The organism is Terasakiella sediminum (assembly GCF_033100395.1).
Classification (GTDB): domain Bacteria; phylum Pseudomonadota; class Alphaproteobacteria; order Rhodospirillales; family Terasakiellaceae; genus Terasakiella.
In genome coordinates this window covers 46,486-65,090 of the sequence record NZ_JAWLVJ010000004.1, presented here as the reverse complement: position 1 = coordinate 65,090, position 18,605 = coordinate 46,486, and the positions used below count along the sequence as shown (strand labels likewise).

Below are 18,605 nucleotides of genomic sequence, written 5' to 3'. Positions count from 1 at the left end.
ATAAAGGCAAAGACATGTCGTTTGCAACAATTATTGGGATTCTCGGCGGTATCGCACTTTTTGTGGGTGCTATTCTTTTAAGTACTGACAATTTCCTGATGTTCCTGGATTTGCCAAGTTTTATTATGGTGATCGGCGGAACTTTCTCTGCCACTTTTGTCTCTTATGAACCCCGTTATGTTTTTATGGCGATTAAACTGATTGGTCGATTGGTTTTTGCCCCCAAAGTTGCCCGTAACATCCTGACTGCTGAAGTCGGCCGTATCATCAAGTGGGGGTACACTGTTCAAAAGAATGGTATCCCTGCCCTGGAAGCAGAATCCAAAAAAGCAGCGCGTGCTGATCGTTTCTTAGGGTTTGGTATTGAAATGGTGATCAGTGGCTATACAGGTACTGAAGTTCGTGAAATCTTGACAAACACAATTGAAACCACTTTTGTCCGTAATACCATTCAAGCCAATATTCTGCGTGCAATTGCCGCAACCTGCCCTGCTTTCGGTATGATCGGGACTCTGATCGGTCTGATCATTATGTTGGATGGCATGGGTGGTGATCCAAGTCAACTTGGTGCTGGTCTGGCCGTTGCCCTTTTGACAACACTTTATGGGGTGTTGTTTGCCCGTATGATCTTTCTGCCGGCTGCTAATAAAATCCAGCAACGCGAAGAAATCGTTCGTTTTAGAAATTATCTGGTCGCTGAAGGTCTGTGCCTTTTGGCTGACCGCAAAAGCCCCCGTTACATTCAGGACCGTATGAACAGCTTCCTTGATCCGGCTATTCACTACAATCTTGATAAGATGATGAAACGTAAATAAGTCCAGTTATTTGATCTGAGGTTACGATGCCCCCTCCCGCTCCCAAAGAAGAACCAGAAGACGAGTCATGGTTGGCCACCTATGCCGATGCCATTACCCTTTTGATGGCATTCTTTGTGCTGCTTGTTGCGGTATCTAAAGTCGATCTGGCCCTTTATGAAGAAGTAGCTGAAGGCATCAACGAGAAAGTAAACAAAAAAGAACGCAAAGCCCCGGTTCAGGAACTGAAAGAAGAGACCACTGAAATCGTTCAGGAATTGACGGATGGTAAGGTTCTGAAAGTCGGTGTTGACGACAGCGGGATCGTTCTTGAATTTGATAGTGAGACTTTCTTTAGACCAGGAACCGCGCAGCTTATCGAAGAAGCCTACCCTGTCATTTCTTCATTGGCGGAATTGGTAAATAGCCCACAGTATCTCGTATTTAACATGGATGTTGAAGGTCATACGGATGACGACCCCATCAGCACCATTCAATTCCCGTCAAACTGGGTGTTGGGTGCAGCGCGTGCTGCCTCCGTTTTGCAGGTTCTTAACGAATACGGTGTAGAGATCAAACGCATGCGCGTTTTGTCTTACGCTTCTACCCGTCCCAAAGTACCAAATCGTTTAGATGACGGTACGCCTTTGCCGGAAAACAAAGCTCAGAACCGCCGTGTCGTGCTACGTATTCATCAAAAACCGTTTGAATATTCACCGCCGAAATATGTGCCAACCACATCGATTGCGCGTGATTATGATCCCGAAGCAGATGCAGGGCGTTCAAATGAAGCCCAACAGGTTCAACCTGCGCAGACCCCTGCCCCAACAGATCAGCAAGGTCAGCCGCAGCAAGCCCCTGCCCCGGTTCAAAATCAGTAAGAATATTTGAAAATTAAACGTCGACTTCCATAAAGTCTTTTGCGGCAAAGCAGTTTGGCCACTCGGCCACTGCTTTTGCTTCAATCTCTTTCATGATGTCATCGGTATGTTCCGGATCATGATGGAAGAGCGCCAGGCGTTTTACATTGGCCGCTTTACATAAACGAATGCCTTCCTGCCATGTGGAATGGCCCCAGCCGATTTTCGGCTCAAAGGTTTCGTCACTGTAAGTCGTATCATAAATGACCAGATCAGCCCCATCAATCAGGCCCAATACATTCTGGTCCGGCTTGCCAATAACATGTTCGGTATCGGTCACATAACACACAGCCTTGCCTTCATGTTCAATGCGATAACCCGTCGCACCATTGGGGTGATGCAGGGGGGCCGTTTTAACTTTAACGCCTTCCACAGAGAAATTGTCTCCTGCCCGGAAATCTTCAAAGGTCAGATCTGCCTGCATGACTTCCATAGGAACCGGAAAGGTTGGGTTTGCCATCTGACTGGCCAGAACCTGGCGAATACCACCAATATCCATCAAATGCCCCGCCATCACGTGAAAACTGTTCCCCGGCACATAGGCAGGTGTAAAAAATGGAAAACCGTTGATGTGATCCCAATGGGTATGGGTCAGTAAAAGGTGAGAGTGTTTATGGCCGTTTTTAAGGAGTTCCTGACCGAGATTGCGAATGCCCGTACCTGCATCAAGAATAAAGCGTTGCGTACCCGCAATCACTTCAATGCAGCTTGTATTGCCGCCATATTCTACATGCTCTGGGGATGGGCAGGCAATCGATCCGCGAACGCCCCAAAATTTAACAGCAAAAGTCATTCTAAATCCAAGTTTTAAAAACCAGCCTTTATTATTCTTATGTATATATTCTATTAGTACAGATTTAACACATCCTAACAAGCCCGTTTTTTAATTATGTGCATCTATACCTTGGTTTATCAGGACTTTATCGCCAAGTTTGACCTTATTAAGATCAGCGCAATTTCCTTGATTGATCGCAAACTCAACAAATCCTGACGAGTTATAGTACCAAAAGGTTTCCCCCACTGCTGTGTCAGCGAACACACGCCCATAAGAAACCATCAATCCATTTAACGAAAATGTTTGATCCGTCGTGACATCATTTTTACGCAACGTGGTCCAACAATTTCCATAAACATCAATATAACTGATATGGGGTTTCTGTTTGGTTAAAGGGAGCAGAATTAATTCTGTGCGCGCGATGGGCTGAATGTCCTGAGTGTGTCCTTGTGCAATGCGGGCGGCGACAGGGCCAAATAAATCACGGCCATGGAAGGAGCGTGAAAGCTTTTCGGGTCGCCATGTGATTTCGTAAACTACCGCAGCGGTGTCCACTTGCATTAGGGTTGAAAACAGGCCGTTGTCCGGCCCCACAAACCAACGCCCTTGGGTGTGGATGCAAATCGGCTTTCGATTGCTACCCACACCGGGGTCTACGACGCAGACATAAACGCCGCCAGCAGGCATGTTTTCGACCAAACCGGCCAATAATCCCGCAGCAGTGGTAATGTTGAACGCCGGGACATCGACCATTAGATCAACAATGGTCTCGTCTGGTGCGTTGGCCTGAATATGAGCGCGCATTTGGCCCATGTAAGGACCAGTAACACCAAAATCAGTAAAGAGATAAATCATTTATCTGCCCGCTTAAATGGCTGTAGCAACATCTGGTCAAGGCGCAGTTGGGAATTGTCACGGAAATAGTCCAGCCCGATGGTCATATCGTCATGACCTTTTTCCGGTTGGGCGACATAGGTACGGCAAATTCGATCCCACAGGCTGATGTTAAAACCATAATTGCTGTCGGTTTCACGCTGAATGCTGGAATGGTGAACCCGGTGCATATCCGGTGTCACAAAGACCAGACGCAAAATACGATCCAGGCCAAGTGGCAATCTGAAATTTGCATGATTGAACATGGCCATGCCGTTCAGAATGACCTCAAACAATACCACTGAAATAGGATCAACACCCAACACCAGGATCAACCCCATTTTATAAAGCAGGGACAGAATAATCTCGATCGGGTGAAAGCGAATGCCCGTTGTGACGTCATAATCCAGATCAGCATGATGCAAGCGATGCAGCCGCCACAAGATTGGCACCTTATGCATCAACACATGCTGCACATAGATCATGAAGTCCAGCAATAGAACACCTATCAGAATGAAAGGCAAGTCCGGGACATTGATAGCTTGCAATAGACCTATGCCGTTGGCCTGAGCATAAATAGCAACACTTACCGGAACCCAGGGCAAAAGAATACGGGCAAAGATCGCGCCCAGGACCAGAATGCCAAGGTTTGAGAACCAGCGTTCTACGCGTTTATGATTGCGTTTACGCCGTGGCTTGAAAGTTTCCAGCAAGGCCATAACGACAAAGAGTATGCCGAAAACAGATAATCTGATGGTACTTTCGTGATCCAGTATGGCGTCCAACGGTTTATCCTGCCTTTGTTTGTTTCTTTTTCAAAGTCTCTCTAAAGAGAATAATGCCAACACCGGAAATTGTCATCAGGGCCCCTAGAATTTTATAGATGGTAAAGGGTTCACCCAGCAACAATACCCCTGCCCCTACGCCAATCATGGGGGCAAGCAAGGTAAAGGGAACAATCTGGTTTACATCCAGGCGATCAATCAGGCTGTACCAAAGATGATAAGCAAAGACCGATGAGCCAAGGATGGTATAACCTAGCAATACCCATGCACGCAGCGAAGCATTTTCGATAGCCTGAATCTGGTCTGTCTCCCACGCATAAGACATGGCTGCGATGAAAGGGATCGCCAGCAACCCCATCCATCCCATAATAGCCAATGGTGGAATATCTTTTAGCCTTTTAATCAAGATGTTCGCCCAGGCCCAGCAGAAGGCACAGACGATTACACTGATGATCGCGATGATGGTGCCACCCTGGGGTTCGCCTGCCAAAAAGCCTGCACCACCAAAGGCCAAGGCCATCCCGACGGAGCGTTTAAAACCGAGCTTATCTGCAAAGAAAATGGCGGCAAGGATAGAGCTGAAGGGCACCCCCAACTGCAACAGCAAGGCGACGGTTGCGGCATCTGCACCACGCAGTCCGACAAAGAACAATCCAAAGTGACCCACGCCTAAAACAAGGGCGACCGGAATGACCTGTTTAATCTGACTTAGGGATAACCGGAAAAACGGCAGCAGGATTAAGGCTGTTACCCCAAAGCGGATAACCGTCAGAGTAAGCGGTGGAATTTCTGTGACCGTCAATTTGATGGCCGCAAAATTAAACCCCCAGATCACCACGACACAGAGCGCCTGCAGGAAATCACGGGGGTTCATATTTTTTTGCCTGTGCTGATCATGCGCAGACTATGCATGGATTAGACAGTGGAGTCCAATGAATATCCAGCGGCACGGACCGTACGGATGAAATCCGGTTTGTCGTCAACGCCAAGGGCTTTGCGCAAGCGACGGATGTGAACATCAACGGTGCGGACCTCAACATGAATGTCGCGGCCCCAGACCTTATCCAGCAGCTGTTCGCGAGAGAATACCCGACCGGGACGTTCCATCAGAACACGCAGCAAGCGATATTCTGTTGGGCCCAAATGGATCGGTGTTTCATCACGCAGGACTTTATGTTCAGACAAATCCATGGAAATATCTTCATAGGTAAGCTTGTCTTCACTTAAAGCCGGGCTGGAACGACGCAGAACCGCTTTTGCACGTGCCACCAGTTCATTGGGGGAGAACGGCTTGACGATATAATCATCAGCGCCACTGTCCAGACCACGGATGCGATCACTTTCTTCACCGCGTGCTGTCAGCATGATGATCGGCAGGGACTTGGTTGTTTTGCGATCACGCAGGCGACGGCAAACTTCGATACCGCTTAAGCCCGGCAGCATCCAGTCCAGAATAACCAGATCAGGTTCTTCTTCTTCCACCAACAGCATGGCTTCTTCGCCATCCCCAACGCACATGGCGCGGAAATTTTCTTTTTCGAGATTATAGCGAACAAGTTCAGCCAAGGGTGGTTCGTCTTCAACGACCAGTACGAGAGGGTTCATAGCTCTTAACCCTCCAGGCCTTCAAAACTGGCATCATCGTCTTTTGGACGTTCTTCTTCCGGATGCTCACCTGTCACAAGAAAGTGCACGTTTTCAGCAATGTTTGTTGCGTGATCACCTGCACGTTCAACGTTTTTGGCGATGAACAGAAGGTGTGTACAAGGGGTGATGTTACGCGGGTCTTCCATCATGTATGTCAGAAGTTCACGGAACAGACTGGTGTGCAGCTGATCAACAACTTCATCCTGCTGACGGATATCCATGGCCTTGCGTTCGTCACGTTCAATGTAAGCATCCAGCACATTGTGGATCATGGATTGAACGAGGGACGCCATACGCGCAATCGTATGTACCGCACCGATTGGCGTGGCGTTTGACAACGTGATGGTGCGTTTGGCGATATTTTTGGACAAGTCACCAATACGTTCCAGATCAGATGATGTCTTAAGTGCAGCGATTACAGCACGAAGGTCATCTGCCACTGGTTGGCGCAGGGCCAGGATACGAGTGACTTCTGAATTAATTTCCATTTCCAGCTCATCGACCTTAATGTCATCGTGGATGACATCAGCCGCCAATGCTGTATCGCGTTTTACCAGTGCTTCTGAAGAACGACCAAGTAGAGATTCAGACAAACCGCCCATACGGGCAATTGCATTATCCAGGTGTGTCAGTTCAGAATCGTAAGATTTAACTGTATGTTCTACGGTATTCATTTATCAACCTTATCCGAAACGACCAGTGATGTAGCCTTTGGTGCGCTCATCCTGTGGTGAAGTAAAGATTTGTTCTGTTTCGCCATATTCCACGAGGTTACCCAGGTGGAAGAAAGCAGTTTGTTGAGAAACACGGGCAGCTTGCTGCATGGAGTGCGTCACGATGACGATGGTGTAAGACCCACGCAGTTCGTCGATCAGTTCCTCAATCTTTGCTGTCGCAATCGGATCAAGGGCAGAACAGGGTTCATCCATCAGCAGAACTTCCGGGTCAACGGCAATAGCGCGTGCGATACACAGACGCTGTTGCTGACCACCGGAAAGGCCTGTACCAGGCTCCAGCAAGCGGTCTTTGACCTCTTTAAGAAGACCAACTTTTTCCAGGCTGGTTTCAACAATTTCATCCATTTCGGATTTAGAATTGCCGATCCCATGCAAACGCGGTCCGTAAGCTACGTTGTCATAAATGGATTTCGGGAACGGGTTTGGCTTTTGGAAAACCATACCGATCTGAGCGCGCAGCAAAACTGTGTCAACTTGTTTGGACAGGATATCAACACCGTCCATGTGAATTTGACCAGAAACAGAACAGCCATCGATTGTGTCATTCATACGGTTCAGGCAACGCAGGAAGGTTGACTTACCACAACCAGACGGGCCGATGAAGGAGGTTACTTTACTTTTCGGAATATCAAGGTTGATCCCGAACAAAGCTTCTTTTTCACCATATTTAACGCGGACGTCTTCTGCTTTGATTTTGACTTCGTCTGCTGGAATTTCCAGGGAAGTTACTTCAGGCTTAGTCATCTCGTTATTGATATTAACAGTGTTGTCGATATCAATTGCATTCTCTTTAGTCATTGGTTTCATAGCTTTCGTTTCCATTATTACCAACGTCGTTCTAACTTTTTACGCAGAAGGACCGCCAAGGCGTTCATAGTGATGAGGAAGCCCAGCAACACCATAATAGCAGCAGAAGTCTTTTCTACAAAGGCACGTTCTGGGCTATCTGCCCAAAGATAAACCTGAACCGGTAACACTGTTGCAGGGTCAAACGGCGTGCCTGGTACGTCGGCGATAAAAGCCACCATACCAATCATAAGAAGGGGTGCTGTTTCACCAAGGGCCTGCGCCATACCAATGATGGTACCTGTAAGGATGCCTGGCAGTGCCAGTGGCAGCTGGTGGTGGAATACAGCCTGCATCTTTGATGCCCCTACCCCGATCGCTGCTTCCATGATGGAAGGCGGGATGGATTTAAGGGCAGCGCGTGATGCAATAATAATTGTCGGCAAAGTCATCAGGGCGAGTACAAAGCCCCCGGCAACAGGTGCTGATCGCGGCATCCCGAACAAGTTCAGGAAGATCGCCAGCCCCAACAGACCAAATACAATCGATGGAACAGCGGCCAAGTTGTTGATGTTGACTTCAACGATATGGGTAAATTTGTTTTTTGGTGCAAACTCTTCCAGATAGATGGCCGCAGCCACCCCAACCGGGAAGGACAGAACCAGCGTCACCAGCATGGTTAAGGCAGAACCAACCAGAGCACCACGAATACCCGCTTGTTCTGGTTCCCGTGAGTCCCCTGCTGTGAAGAAGTTTGTATTAAAGCGTGTTTCAACACGGTTTTCGTTTTCAAACTTTTCAACCCAGGCAATTTCCATATTGGAAATCGGACGTGTGCTTTCATCTTCGTCACGTTTAAATACGTCTTTGACCAGCATATCCACTTCATCAGAAGTCATCACCCAAACGGTCTGTTTGGTACCGATCAGGCTCGGATTTGAAACAACCAGGTCACGCAGGTCATAGCCAGCACTGGAACTCACCAGACCATAAAGTGTACGTTTGTCACGGCGTTTCTTTACATCCGGGAACATTTCACGAAGGGACGCTTTTACGATGGCAGAATAGTTTGCATGACGCAAAGCGGTCTCTTCACGCTTGCCTTCCGGGTCGATGACAGACTCATCCAGATAGAAATCCATCTGAACGTAGGTTTGACGAAAACCCGTATACCCGTTGGAAATAATGCTTGAGAAAAGCATCACCACACACATGAAGGCGAAGCAAAGCGCACCGATCCCAAGGGCTTTGAAGCGGGCTTCTGCAGCATGGCGTTTTTTCAAACGGGCATGCGCCTTTTTCATTGATTCTTTTAACTCAGTCATATTTTTCTCGGTATTTTGCAACGACGCGCAGGGCGACAACGTTTAAACACAAAGTTACGCAGAACAGCACCAGACCAAGGGCGAAGGCCGCCAGTGTTTTGGGGCTGTCAAATTCCTGGTCACCAACCAACAAGGTTACCATTTGTACAGTCGCAGTGGTTACAGCCTGCAATGGGTTTGCGGTCAGGTTTGCGGTCAAACCTGCAGCCATCACCACAATCATGGTTTCACCGATGGCACGCGAAATCGCCAGCATCACACCACCGACAATACCGGGCAGTGCGGCAGGCAGGATAACCTGTGTCACGGTTTCAGATTTCGTCCCACCCAAGGCATATGATCCATCACGCAGGGCCTGTGGCACCGCACGGATAACGTCATCAGAAAGGGAAGACACGAATGGGATGATCATGATTCCCATAACCAGACCGGCTGCCAGTGCACTTTCAGAAGAAACTTCCAGACCCCAGCTATCCCCCAAATTTCGAATCGTTGGTGCCACAACCAATGCAGCGAAGAAGCCATATACCACGGTTGGGATACCCGCCAGAATTTCCAGCATTGGCTTACCAAACGCGCGAACCTTCGGGCTTGCGTATTCCGACATGTAAATGGCTGACAGCAAACCGATTGGCACCGCCACACACATGGCAATGAAAGAGATCAGCATGGTACCCGCAAAAATTGGCACCGCACCGAAGGACCCTTGGCTTGCTACCTGGTCTTTACGCAGCGCGATTTGTGGGCTCCATTCCAGACCGAACAGGAAGTCGGTGAAAGGAACTTTGCCGAAGAACCGAATGGCTTCGAATAGCAAGGAAGCTACAATGCCGATCGTTGTCAAAATAGCAACGATTGAGCACGCCAGTAACACGTAGCGGATCATGCTTTCCACTTGGTTACGCGCTTTTAAGTCTTGGCCAACGCGACGGTTACCAATAACAAGCCCCAGAATGGAGAATGCGATGATCGCAACAGCCAAAGACGCCGTTCCGACATTTTTTAGATGATTATAATGTTCAGCAGCAGCAACCATCGCCGGATCACTCGCAGCAGCGCCTGTGCCATTGATGGCGAGGAACTTAATATCGCTTAAGATACGGGCGATCTTTGCACTTGATGCGTCAGCCGGAATATTCGGCACGCCGCTTAGGACAAGTGAGTTTACAATTTGTGGCTCAAACGCCAGCCAAAGGATACAAAGAACCAAGGCTGGAACGCCACACCAGATGGCAACAAAATATCCATAGTGGCGTGGAAGAGAGTGTAATTTACGAATATCTCCGCCCACTGTACTTACAGCGCGCGAACGTCCCATATAATAGCCGATCAGGGCTAAAAGCAGGACGGTAAATGTAAAAATCGTGGTTTGCATGTATGCTGTCACAACTTCTTAAAAAAAAGGATTTAAACGCGAAAAAGCGGCGGCTTTTGAAGACCGCCGCTTCCTCAACAATTGGCTTAGCTGCCAGCACCCAGTGCTTTTACAGACGCTTTGTATTTAGCGCGTTCTTCTTGTGGCATTGGGATCAGACCTTTGTCTGTCAGGTAACCTTCGTCGCCCCAAGCTTTGTCAGCTGTGAACTCAGCCAGGTATTCCAGGATGCCTGGTACTTGACCGATGTGAGCGTTCTTCACGTAGAAGAACAGAGGACGAGATACAGGGTAAGAACCATCAGCGATCAGTTCGAACTCAGGCAGTTTGCCGTCGATTACAGAACCTTGAACTGAGTCAGAGTTTTGGTCTAGGAAGGAGAAACCGAACACGCCGAAAGCGTTAGGGTTAGCGTTCAGTTTCTGGATGATCAGGTTGTCGTTCTCACCAGCGTCGATGTATGCGCCGTCTTCACGAACAGAGTGACAGATCGCTTTGTAGCGTTTCTTGTCTTTTTTGATGCCCATTTTCTCATCGCCCTTTTTCAGAGCTTTGATTGCTGGGAATTTCTTACAACCACCTTCGAGAGCCAGTTCAGCGAATGCATCACGTGTACCAGAGGTTGGTGGTGGGCCGAGAACTTCGATTTTAGTTGCTGGCAGAGAAGGATCAATGTCAGACCATTTCTGGTTAGGGTTTGGAACCAGTTTGCCTTCAGCGTTTGGCACGTCTTTAGCCAGAGCCAGGAAAATCTGCTTACGAGTGATAGTCAGTTGCTTGCCTTTTTTAGAGTTTGCAAGAACGATACCGTCGTAACCAACTTTTACTTCAGTGATTTTGTCTACGCCGTTTTTAGCACAACGTTCGATTTCAGATTTTTTCACAGCGCGAGAGGCATTTGTGATATCTGGGTGTTCTTCACCAACACCAGCACAGAACAGCTTAAAACCGCCGCCAGAACCAGTAGATTCGATAACAGGCGTTTTGAAGCTGGTGCTTTTACCGAAAGTTTCAGCAACAGAAGTTGCGAAAGGATATACAGTAGAAGAACCAACGATACGAATTTGATCGCGTGCTTCAGCAGCGCCAGCGGCTACAACAGAAGCGAAAGCTGCTACAGCAAGCGTCTTCTTAATGCTCATAAGGAGTATCTCCAAAATAAATAAAAACGTGAAACGGTGTTTCGTTAGGAAATGACGTTTTGCCTCTTTCCTGTGCGAACAACCTAGTTTTTGTCCAAAACAGTTTTATGACGGAAGTGTTACAGTTTGATGACAGCGACTGATTTTAACCTAATTTTTTGCAGGCAGGATCACAGTAAAGATAGACCCCAGCCCCACTTTACTTTCTACATGCAGGCGGCCACGGTGACGTGCAATAATATGTTTCACAATTGCTAAACCAAGTCCGGTCCCGCCCAATGTGCGCGAACGGGCTTTATCAATACGGTAAAAGCGTTCAGTCAGACGCGGGATGTGTTCTTCCTCGATCCCTTCGCCGTAATCGCGTACATCAACTGCGATGGCAGGCACGTTGCGGTCCGGCATACGATCCAGCGTTTTGACATCAATTTCAACAACCGTGTCTTTTTTGCCGTATTTAATCGCGTTGTCTATCAGGTTTTGAAAGACCTGTGTGATTTGGTCTGTATCACCCTGCACCCAATATTCCTGATTATTTGTCACATTCAGATGCAGCTTCATCTGACGATTTTCAGCCTTTAAGGACAAAATGTCTACGATGTTTTGCAATACGACGGTCAGGTTCACATCATCATCTGGGGCGACATGTTCCTGTATCTGAACGCGTGACAGGGAAAGCAGGTCATCAATAAGACGCGCCATCCGGTTGGCTTCCTGGATCATAATCCCAAGGAAACGTTCCCGTGCTTCACGGTCATCCTGTGCCGGACCCTGCAGTGTTTCAATGAAGCCCATCAGGGCGGATAAGGGAGAGCGAAGTTCATGGCTGACGTTCGCCACAAAGTCAGAATGCATTTCTTCTGTACGTTTTACGATCGTTGTATCACGCACTGTTAAAACCACCCCTTCCCCGTCGCCGATCAACGCGACATGTAGGCTGAGATGACGTTGAACGGGTGCCGGGAATTTGACTTCGCCAACCCAGTCCATTTTGCTCGCAAAAACTTTTTCCACTGCATCAATCACATGGGGTTGTCGCAGACATTGAACGATATTTCTTCCAATCAGAACGCGCCCAAACAGATTTAAGGCAGCCTGATTTGCATGCTTTACAACTCTTTCGTTATTCAGGATCAGGGTTGGATCTGCCAAAGCGGCGATGACGGCCCCACTGTCATCAATGGCAGAAGACTCCTTTTTTTCCTGAACCCTTTGAAGAGGAACGGTTTTTTTCTTGCGAAACAACACTGTGAATACTCTTAAGCTTTAATTTTGCGATGGTGCGGCACTATATGTCACTTTCGTTACAGTTTTGTGACGCTGATGCGCAAGAATTATGAAAAGTTGTCTTCCACGTGTGTCCACATCAAAGGCACTTTTCCGCCATGACATGGTTTTGCATATAGGAAGCCCTGCACAATGGTACAATCAATGGATTTGAGGAATTCCACCTGCTCCATATTCTCCACCCCTTCTGCCACAATATCGATACCAAGTTCATGCGCCATGGACACGATAGCAGAAACAATCGCGGCATCGTCATTACCCGGCTTAAGATCACGCACAAAGGAGCGGTCAATCTTCAATGTATCAACAGGGAAGCGTTTCAAATAGTTCAACGACGAATAGCCTGTCCCGAAATCATCAATAGAGATCTTCAAGCCCATTTCTTTTAGGTCATTCAAGATTTGAATGGCACCTTCCACATCTTCCATCATCATATTTTCGGTGACTTCCACTTCCAGTAAGTCAGGTGAGACGCGATTATCACTCATGGCTTCACGAATATCGTTGATCAGGTTGCGATCACGGAATTGCTGTGCCGACAGGTTGATGGCAACGGAGCCAAAGTCAAACTGCATATCCTGCCACATCCGCGCCTGCACGCAGGTTTGACGGATGATGGAGGTCCCAAGACGAACAATCAGTCCATTTTCTTCTGCACAGGCAATAAATTCGACAGGTGAAATCTGTTTACCAAAATCATCAGTCCAACGGGCAAGCGCTTCCAACCCAACAGGTTTTCCGGTCGAACAATCGACTTTCAACTGATAATGGGGCGTAATCATATTTTTGTTCAATGCCATACGCAGTTGATTCGCCAGCGACAGTTGGTTTTGAACCTGATCGTTCATCGCTACGTCGAAGAACTGATAATTATTGCGGCCTTTTTCCTTGGCGTGATACATGGCTACATCGGCATTTCGCAGTAAATCGGCACTGCTGTCGCCATCTGTTGGATAAACCGCAATCCCTACACTGGCAGAAATAAACAGTTCATGCCCTTCAAAGAAATAAGGTGCACCAACAGATTTCACGATCCGTGATGCGACGATCTCAATATCCTCGCCTGATGTAATGTCAGTTAGAATAACAGTGAATTCATCCCCGGAAAGACGAGCAACCGTATCAATTTCACGCACGCTGGTTTGCAGGCGTTTGGAAACTTCTTTTAACAACAAGTCCCCTACCCTATGCCCAAGGGAGTCATTCACCTGCTTAAAGCGATCCAGATCAACAAACAGGACGGCCATATGTTCCTTGTCGCGTTTTGATCTGGCGAGTGATGTATAAAGACGATCCTGAAACAGAACGCGGTTCGGCAAGCCAGTCAACGGGTCAAAATGAGCCAACTGTTCCAGCTTATGTTCATTCTCTTTGGTGCTGGTGATGTCAGAGAAAACAGCAACATAGTTGGTTACGCGGCCACTCTCATTTCTGGATGCACTAATGGAAAGCATCTTGGGAAATTCATCACCGTTTTTACGACGATCCCAAATTTCGCCCCGCCACAGGCCGTTTTCATTCAGATCACGCCACATGTTCTGATAAAACTCAGTCGAATGGCGACCGGACTTCATCATGCGTGGATTTTGCCCGATCACTTCTTCGCGAGCATACCCGGTGATGTCACTAAAGGCGGTGTTCACATCAATGATGTCGCCTTTATCGTCCGTGATCATGATGGCTTCAACCGTGCTGTCGAACACTTTTGTAGAAAGACGCAGGCGACGTTCAGCCAGGCGACGGTCTGTAACGTCTTGCCCTTGTGCGATACCGCCAATGAGTCTACCACTGCGATCATGCAAAGCTGACATGTTCCAAATGATATGTTTGGAACGCCCGGAAATAGTCAGGATAGTTTCAAGCGAACTGACATTCTTACCGGACTTTGTTTGTTCAATGGCCTGAATGACCTGAAGGTTATTCTGCTTTCTAAAAAAGGCATGAATTTGTAACAGAGTCGCATTGTCGCCAAATATCTCTGCTGCCCGCTTATTATAAAGCGTAATTTCGTCGCGTTCATTCCAGGCGAAGGTTGGCGTATTTGTTGATTCCACCAGATCAGTGATATATTTGGCCTGCTCAGACAAATGATCGATCATGTCTGTCATGACATTGCCAACATCATTAAATTCTTCTATTGCGCCTGCTTTGTAATCTACCTGCCTTTCCCCCGAACGGACGGATTTGGCAAAGCTCAAAAGGTTATTCAGGGAACGTTGTGTGATTTGACGAAATATCAGGGTGCCAACCAAACCGATAAACAAAACAAACTGGGTACCAAACAAGATCGAATCTTCAAAAGATTCTCCAAAGCTCTCAACCCCTTGGGAATTGATCACAGAAATCAGCATCAGCTCTTTTGGGCCATTTTTAATTCGAAGTGGGCGTGCGTCCCCACTGTAAGGATGCTCATCGCTCGAAAAGACCGGGCTTAATGACTTTAGCGTCTGTTCATTAACTTTTTTGACGCCTGGTTCCAGGGAAGTAGAAGCACCAATTGACTTTTTGTTAAGAACCAACTGATGTGAATTCGCCCGGCTGGCTGTGCGCATCTCGCTTAAAAGTGGGCTGTTGTTTTTTAGATAGATACCAGCCTTGAATATCTGCACACCTTTGACCGACCCATTTTCTTCGTAGGTGGTCTGGAACTGATAGCTCAGGCTTGGACCACGCTTGGTTTCTTCCAATACCCAGCGTTTATTGAGCGGAAGGAGGACTTCAATCTGATCCGTGATGAAGCCATAAGTGTTTGTTACTGTGGGGTCTTCATTGATCGGCTTTTTAAGGGTAACGACGAAATCCCAAGCCATATCTTGCAAAGTATCATTGGAGAAAAGCTGATCTTCCCCATTCTTTGAGGAAGCCAAAATCTCCAGCATGCGTTGGCTTTCACGCAGCCGATAATTAAAGTGTTGTTCTGCTAATTCGTGGGTTTGTTCGAGAAGAAGGAGTTGCTCAAACTGAAGGGCATTGTCTGCATTTCGATAAGACGTCCAAAGCAAAAAACTGCCAACGCTTATCAACGCGCCTAAGAAGAAGAATAAAACAACCGGAGTAAACCGGAAAATCATATAAGTGCCCTTTCGTGACCTTTTTCTATAAGCTACACTGTGAATTCAAGACCGCCAAGTAAGAGATACGTATTTCTGCAAAATAATTGTGTTTATTTTTAATTGTCCCAAAAAATCATTCATATGAATAAGAAGCCAAACAATCACACTACCTCTGATTTACGAGATGACTATGCGCTTTCCCTTCTTCAACGACGTCATGCGCATCTTGAAGAGTACGCACAGATTGGCAGCTTTGAATGGGATGTTGAGAATGGCGAATTTTGGTGGTCAGATCAGATTTTAAAAATATTTGAAATCAAGGAATTTGGTAAGCCAATTACTTTTCAGAAACTGATCAGCTTTATTCATCCAGTTGATCAAGGCCGCATTAATTCGTTAATTGACGACCTCACCCGGGACGGTCCGTCTATCCGAACGCGATGTAAAATCCTTTCAGCGCGCGGTCGTGAAATCCCCATCCTGTTGATGGCCAATGCGATGGATAATACCGGGAAAATCAAAGGATATATCCAGGATATTTCAATTGATTCCGCAGAACGGGAATCTCTGCTGGATACACTGGCGAAATACCGGGGCGTTATGGCCAGTGCGGGGGACGCCATCATTCTGATTTCTCAGGAAGGACAAATCCTGGAAGGCAACGCAAAAGCAGCAGAGATTTTGGAAACGACAGAGGATGAAATTTCCCAACTGAGCGTTGATAACATTCACGAACCCGGCATGCTGGAAGCCATGATGGGGCATTATCAGGCTATGTTGTGGGGTCAGACTGAATTGGTTGAAAGCACCGTCGTCGGTAAAAACAATAAATGTACAATCGTGGAAGTCACAGGCCGTCCGGTCGATATTGCCTCAGAACAAATGCTTGTGGTTATTCTGCATGATGTCAGTATCCAGCATAAGGCGCAAAATGCCCTTAAACGCAGTGAACAACGTTATCGCAGTCTGGTGGACGAAGCCCGCGAAGGTATTTTGTTGGTGGATGAACAGAATGTCATTCTGGCCGCAAATCCAAAAATCTGTGAAACCCTGCAGATGAAAAGATCAGAAATTTTAAATGCGACATTTCTAGATGTGGCGGATTTTGACCTGGATGTCAGCCCGATTGATCTTCTAAACAAGACGCCCAAGCGTTCTTCCATGCATATGGAGGGATATCTGACGGCCAAGGATGGTCAGCTTCATCCCACCGGGTTTAACGTGGCACGATATGAAGAACAAAATAATCTACGCTATATCGTCACGGCTTATGATTTAACGGATGTGCGTGAAGGTGAAGAAGATCGTCTTCAACTGCAAAAGCAGCTCTATCAGGCTCAGAAGCGGGAATTGATGGGCCAGTTGGCGGGCAGTCTTGCCCATGATTTTAACAATCTGCTCTCCCCTATTCTTCTCGTCAGTGAAGTTTTGATGGAAGATGCAGAAGATGACCCGTTTCTAAAAAAGAACCTGAACAACATCAATCAGGCAGCTCAACGCGCACGTCGTCTGGTCGGGCGTATTCTGGACTATACAAAACCGGAAGAAAGCAGCTTTCTTCTGTTGGATTTGCGTCATGAGATCAATGAAACACTGGAGCTTTTGCGTTCATCCGTCCCTCATACGATTGTGATTGATGAAATCTATAGTGATGACACCTTTCGATGTATGGCTGACCCTGATCAAATTCACCAGATTGTTATGAACGTGGGAACCAATGCCGCACAGGCCATTGGTGAGCAAAATGGTAAGATTGTCTTTAAAACCGAAGCATTTGATATTGATGAAAAGTCATCATTGATCCGGCGTCATGAAATCCCGGAAGGTCGCTATGTAAGAATAAGTGTAACAGACGACGGCCCCGGCATTGATATGAGGTATATCGATGAAATTTTTGACCCGTTCTTTACAACCAAAACTCAAACCGATGGCTCTGGCCTTGGCTTATCAGTTGTGGAACGGATCGCCACTCAACATGGTGGTTTTGTCGAAGCGAAAAATATCAAAGACAGTGGCGCGTGCATCTCAATTTATCTTCCGCTGGAGGTAGAGATTAAATCATGACGAACACAAAAGTATTGATTATTGATGATGAAGACCTGGTGCGTGACGCTTTGGTAATGGTGTTGGAGAGAAGCGGGTTTAACGTTATGGAATCTCCGTCAGCGATCAAAGCATTGGCAATTTGTCAAAATGAAACATTCGACATTATCCTGACTGATCTGGTCATGCCGGAAATGGATGGTGTTCTCTTTATTCGCAACATCCGAAATGCAGGTATTGAAACACCTATCATTTCTCTAACCGGTGGGGCGCGCGTTGGTCAGCAGAATATGTCAGAAGAAGCCCTGGAAGCGGGTGCCCTTCTCGCACTGAGAAAGCCTGTAAATAAAAATCAGATTCTGGAAGCAATTAATCAGGCACTTAGCCTTTAAAGCCGCGTCTTAGAGACAAACCAACAGCTTGCGTTCGGCTGGAAACACCCAGTTTGCGAAAAACGCCTTTTAAGTGCGCACGCACGGTCACTTCCTGTAGTTCCAGAATATTCGCGATCACCTTGTTGGAATGACCTTCAACAAGATATTTCAACACTTCGCGTTCGCGCGCTGTCAGATCATTGAACAGGGACATATCGGTTTCATCAGCCTGTTCTTCTTCTGCGTCAGTAGAACAGATCACAGACGGGATGAACTTTTCACCGTTCAAAACCAGATTAATCGCGTTAATCATGGCCTGTCCCCCAAGGGTTTTCGGGATAAAGCCGGAAGCACCTTTTTCAATGCAGGACAAAACATCGGCACGACGATATGCGCCAGACATAACCACGACAGGCTGATTTTTAGCTAGCTTGACGACTTTTTCGACGCTATCCAGACCATGCACACCCGGCATTTTCAGGTCCAGCAGAATGATGTCGAAGGCTACGTCGCTGTTTAGCAGCTTTTCGGTATCAGGCAGGTTTTCTGTTTCCACAACTTCAATATCGGGTTGAAGTTTATTGAAAATGAGCTTGATCCCTTCGCGGAAAAGACCATGGTCATCTGCCAACAGAAATTTCATTTACCCTTATCCCTTACGTAGCTTTATTCGGTATCGACAATTTAAC

17 protein-coding genes and 1 pseudogene are annotated in these 18,605 nt (G+C 47.2%); 4 read left to right on the top strand and 14 right to left on the bottom strand.

What is annotated here, in order from left to right:
* Positions 1–14: 14 nt before the first annotated feature.
* Both RYZ26_RS03965 and RYZ26_RS03960 read left to right on the top strand, forming a co-directional pair.
* Positions 15–815: a motility protein A gene (locus tag RYZ26_RS03965; RefSeq protein WP_317681864.1), complete on the top strand. Its 801-nt coding sequence runs from the start codon at positions 15–17 to the stop codon at positions 813–815.
* A gap of 26 nt (positions 816–841) precedes the next feature.
* Positions 842–1,675 carry an OmpA/MotB family protein gene (locus RYZ26_RS03960; RefSeq protein WP_317681863.1) on the top strand — a complete coding sequence of 278 codons (834 nt, stop codon included), beginning with the start codon at positions 842–844 and terminating at the stop codon, positions 1,673–1,675.
* Positions 1,676–1,688: 13 nt separating this feature from the next.
* Here RYZ26_RS03960 and RYZ26_RS03955 read toward each other — a convergent pair whose 3' ends face one another.
* The 13 genes and pseudogenes from RYZ26_RS03955 to RYZ26_RS03900 all read right to left on the bottom strand — a co-directional run bounded on the left by RYZ26_RS03955 (position 1,689) and on the right by RYZ26_RS03900 (position 15,517).
* Complete coding sequence (locus RYZ26_RS03955) at positions 1,689–2,507, bottom strand: MBL fold metallo-hydrolase (RefSeq protein ID WP_317681862.1); 819 nt, start codon at positions 2,505–2,507, stop codon at positions 1,689–1,691.
* 90 nt (positions 2,508–2,597) lie between these two features.
* Positions 2,598–3,344: an SAM hydrolase/SAM-dependent halogenase family protein gene (locus tag RYZ26_RS03950; protein WP_317681861.1), complete on the bottom strand. Its 747-nt coding sequence runs from the start codon at positions 3,342–3,344 to the stop codon at positions 2,598–2,600.
* Entirely contained in the window at positions 3,341–4,147 is an 807-nt protein-coding gene (locus tag RYZ26_RS03945; RefSeq protein WP_317681860.1) for a sterol desaturase family protein, read from the bottom strand. The genes RYZ26_RS03950 and RYZ26_RS03945 overlap by 4 nt, the downstream gene beginning before the upstream one ends.
* Positions 4,148–4,151: 4 nt before the next feature.
* Positions 4,152–5,021, bottom strand: a complete 870-nt coding sequence (locus RYZ26_RS03940) for a DMT family transporter (RefSeq protein ID WP_317681859.1) — start codon at positions 5,019–5,021, stop codon at positions 4,152–4,154.
* A 41-nt stretch (positions 5,022–5,062) separates the two neighbouring features.
* Positions 5,063–5,752, bottom strand: a complete 690-nt coding sequence (phoB, locus tag RYZ26_RS03935) for a phosphate regulon transcriptional regulator PhoB (protein WP_317681858.1) — start codon at positions 5,750–5,752, stop codon at positions 5,063–5,065.
* A gap of 5 nt (positions 5,753–5,757) precedes the next feature.
* Positions 5,758–6,468, bottom strand: a complete 711-nt coding sequence (phoU, locus tag RYZ26_RS03930) for a phosphate signaling complex protein PhoU (RefSeq protein ID WP_317681857.1) — start codon at positions 6,466–6,468, stop codon at positions 5,758–5,760.
* A 9-nt stretch (positions 6,469–6,477) separates the two neighbouring features.
* The gene (pstB, locus tag RYZ26_RS03925) at positions 6,478–7,275 is read right to left on the bottom strand and encodes a phosphate ABC transporter ATP-binding protein PstB (RefSeq protein ID WP_317682024.1); all 798 of its coding nucleotides are present in this window, start codon (positions 7,273–7,275) and stop codon (positions 6,478–6,480) included.
* 80 nt (positions 7,276–7,355) lie between these two features.
* Positions 7,356–8,642: a phosphate ABC transporter permease PstA gene (gene pstA / locus RYZ26_RS03920; RefSeq protein ID WP_317681856.1), complete on the bottom strand. Its 1,287-nt coding sequence runs from the start codon at positions 8,640–8,642 to the stop codon at positions 7,356–7,358.
* Entirely contained in the window at positions 8,635–10,017 is a 1,383-nt protein-coding gene (gene pstC, locus RYZ26_RS03915) for a phosphate ABC transporter permease subunit PstC (protein WP_317681855.1), read from the bottom strand. Before pstC ends, pstA begins: the two co-directional genes overlap by 8 nt.
* A gap of 86 nt (positions 10,018–10,103) precedes the next feature.
* Positions 10,104–11,159 carry a PstS family phosphate ABC transporter substrate-binding protein gene (locus tag RYZ26_RS03910; RefSeq protein WP_317681854.1) on the bottom strand — a complete coding sequence of 352 codons (1,056 nt, stop codon included), beginning with the start codon at positions 11,157–11,159 and terminating at the stop codon, positions 10,104–10,106.
* A 150-nt stretch (positions 11,160–11,309) separates the two neighbouring features.
* On the bottom strand, positions 11,310–11,861 hold the full coding sequence (locus RYZ26_RS19920; protein ID WP_465245931.1) for a sensor histidine kinase: 552 nt from the start codon (positions 11,859–11,861) through the stop codon (positions 11,310–11,312).
* 18 nt (positions 11,862–11,879) lie between these two features.
* A pseudogene (locus tag RYZ26_RS20000) lies at positions 11,880–11,954 on the bottom strand (hypothetical protein); the annotation flags it as partial.
* Between the two features lie 539 nt (positions 11,955–12,493).
* Positions 12,494–15,517, bottom strand: a complete 3,024-nt coding sequence (locus RYZ26_RS03900; protein WP_317681852.1) for an EAL domain-containing protein — start codon at positions 15,515–15,517, stop codon at positions 12,494–12,496.
* A gap of 123 nt (positions 15,518–15,640) precedes the next feature.
* Here RYZ26_RS03900 and RYZ26_RS03895 point away from each other — a divergent pair, with 123 nt between their 5' ends.
* Together RYZ26_RS03895 and RYZ26_RS03890 are read left to right on the top strand one after the other, a co-directional pair.
* Complete coding sequence (locus RYZ26_RS03895; protein WP_317681851.1) at positions 15,641–17,563, top strand: PAS domain S-box protein; 1,923 nt, start codon at positions 15,641–15,643, stop codon at positions 17,561–17,563.
* The gene (locus RYZ26_RS03890) at positions 17,560–17,934 is read left to right on the top strand and encodes a response regulator (RefSeq protein ID WP_317681850.1); all 375 of its coding nucleotides are present in this window, start codon (positions 17,560–17,562) and stop codon (positions 17,932–17,934) included. Before RYZ26_RS03895 ends, RYZ26_RS03890 begins: the two co-directional genes overlap by 4 nt.
* Here the strand turns inward: RYZ26_RS03890 and RYZ26_RS03885 are convergent.
* Positions 17,924–18,559: a response regulator gene (locus tag RYZ26_RS03885; RefSeq protein ID WP_317681849.1), complete on the bottom strand. Its 636-nt coding sequence runs from the start codon at positions 18,557–18,559 to the stop codon at positions 17,924–17,926. The two genes, RYZ26_RS03890 and RYZ26_RS03885, sit on opposite strands and share 11 nt — an antisense overlap.
* Positions 18,560–18,605: the final 46 nt, after the last annotated feature.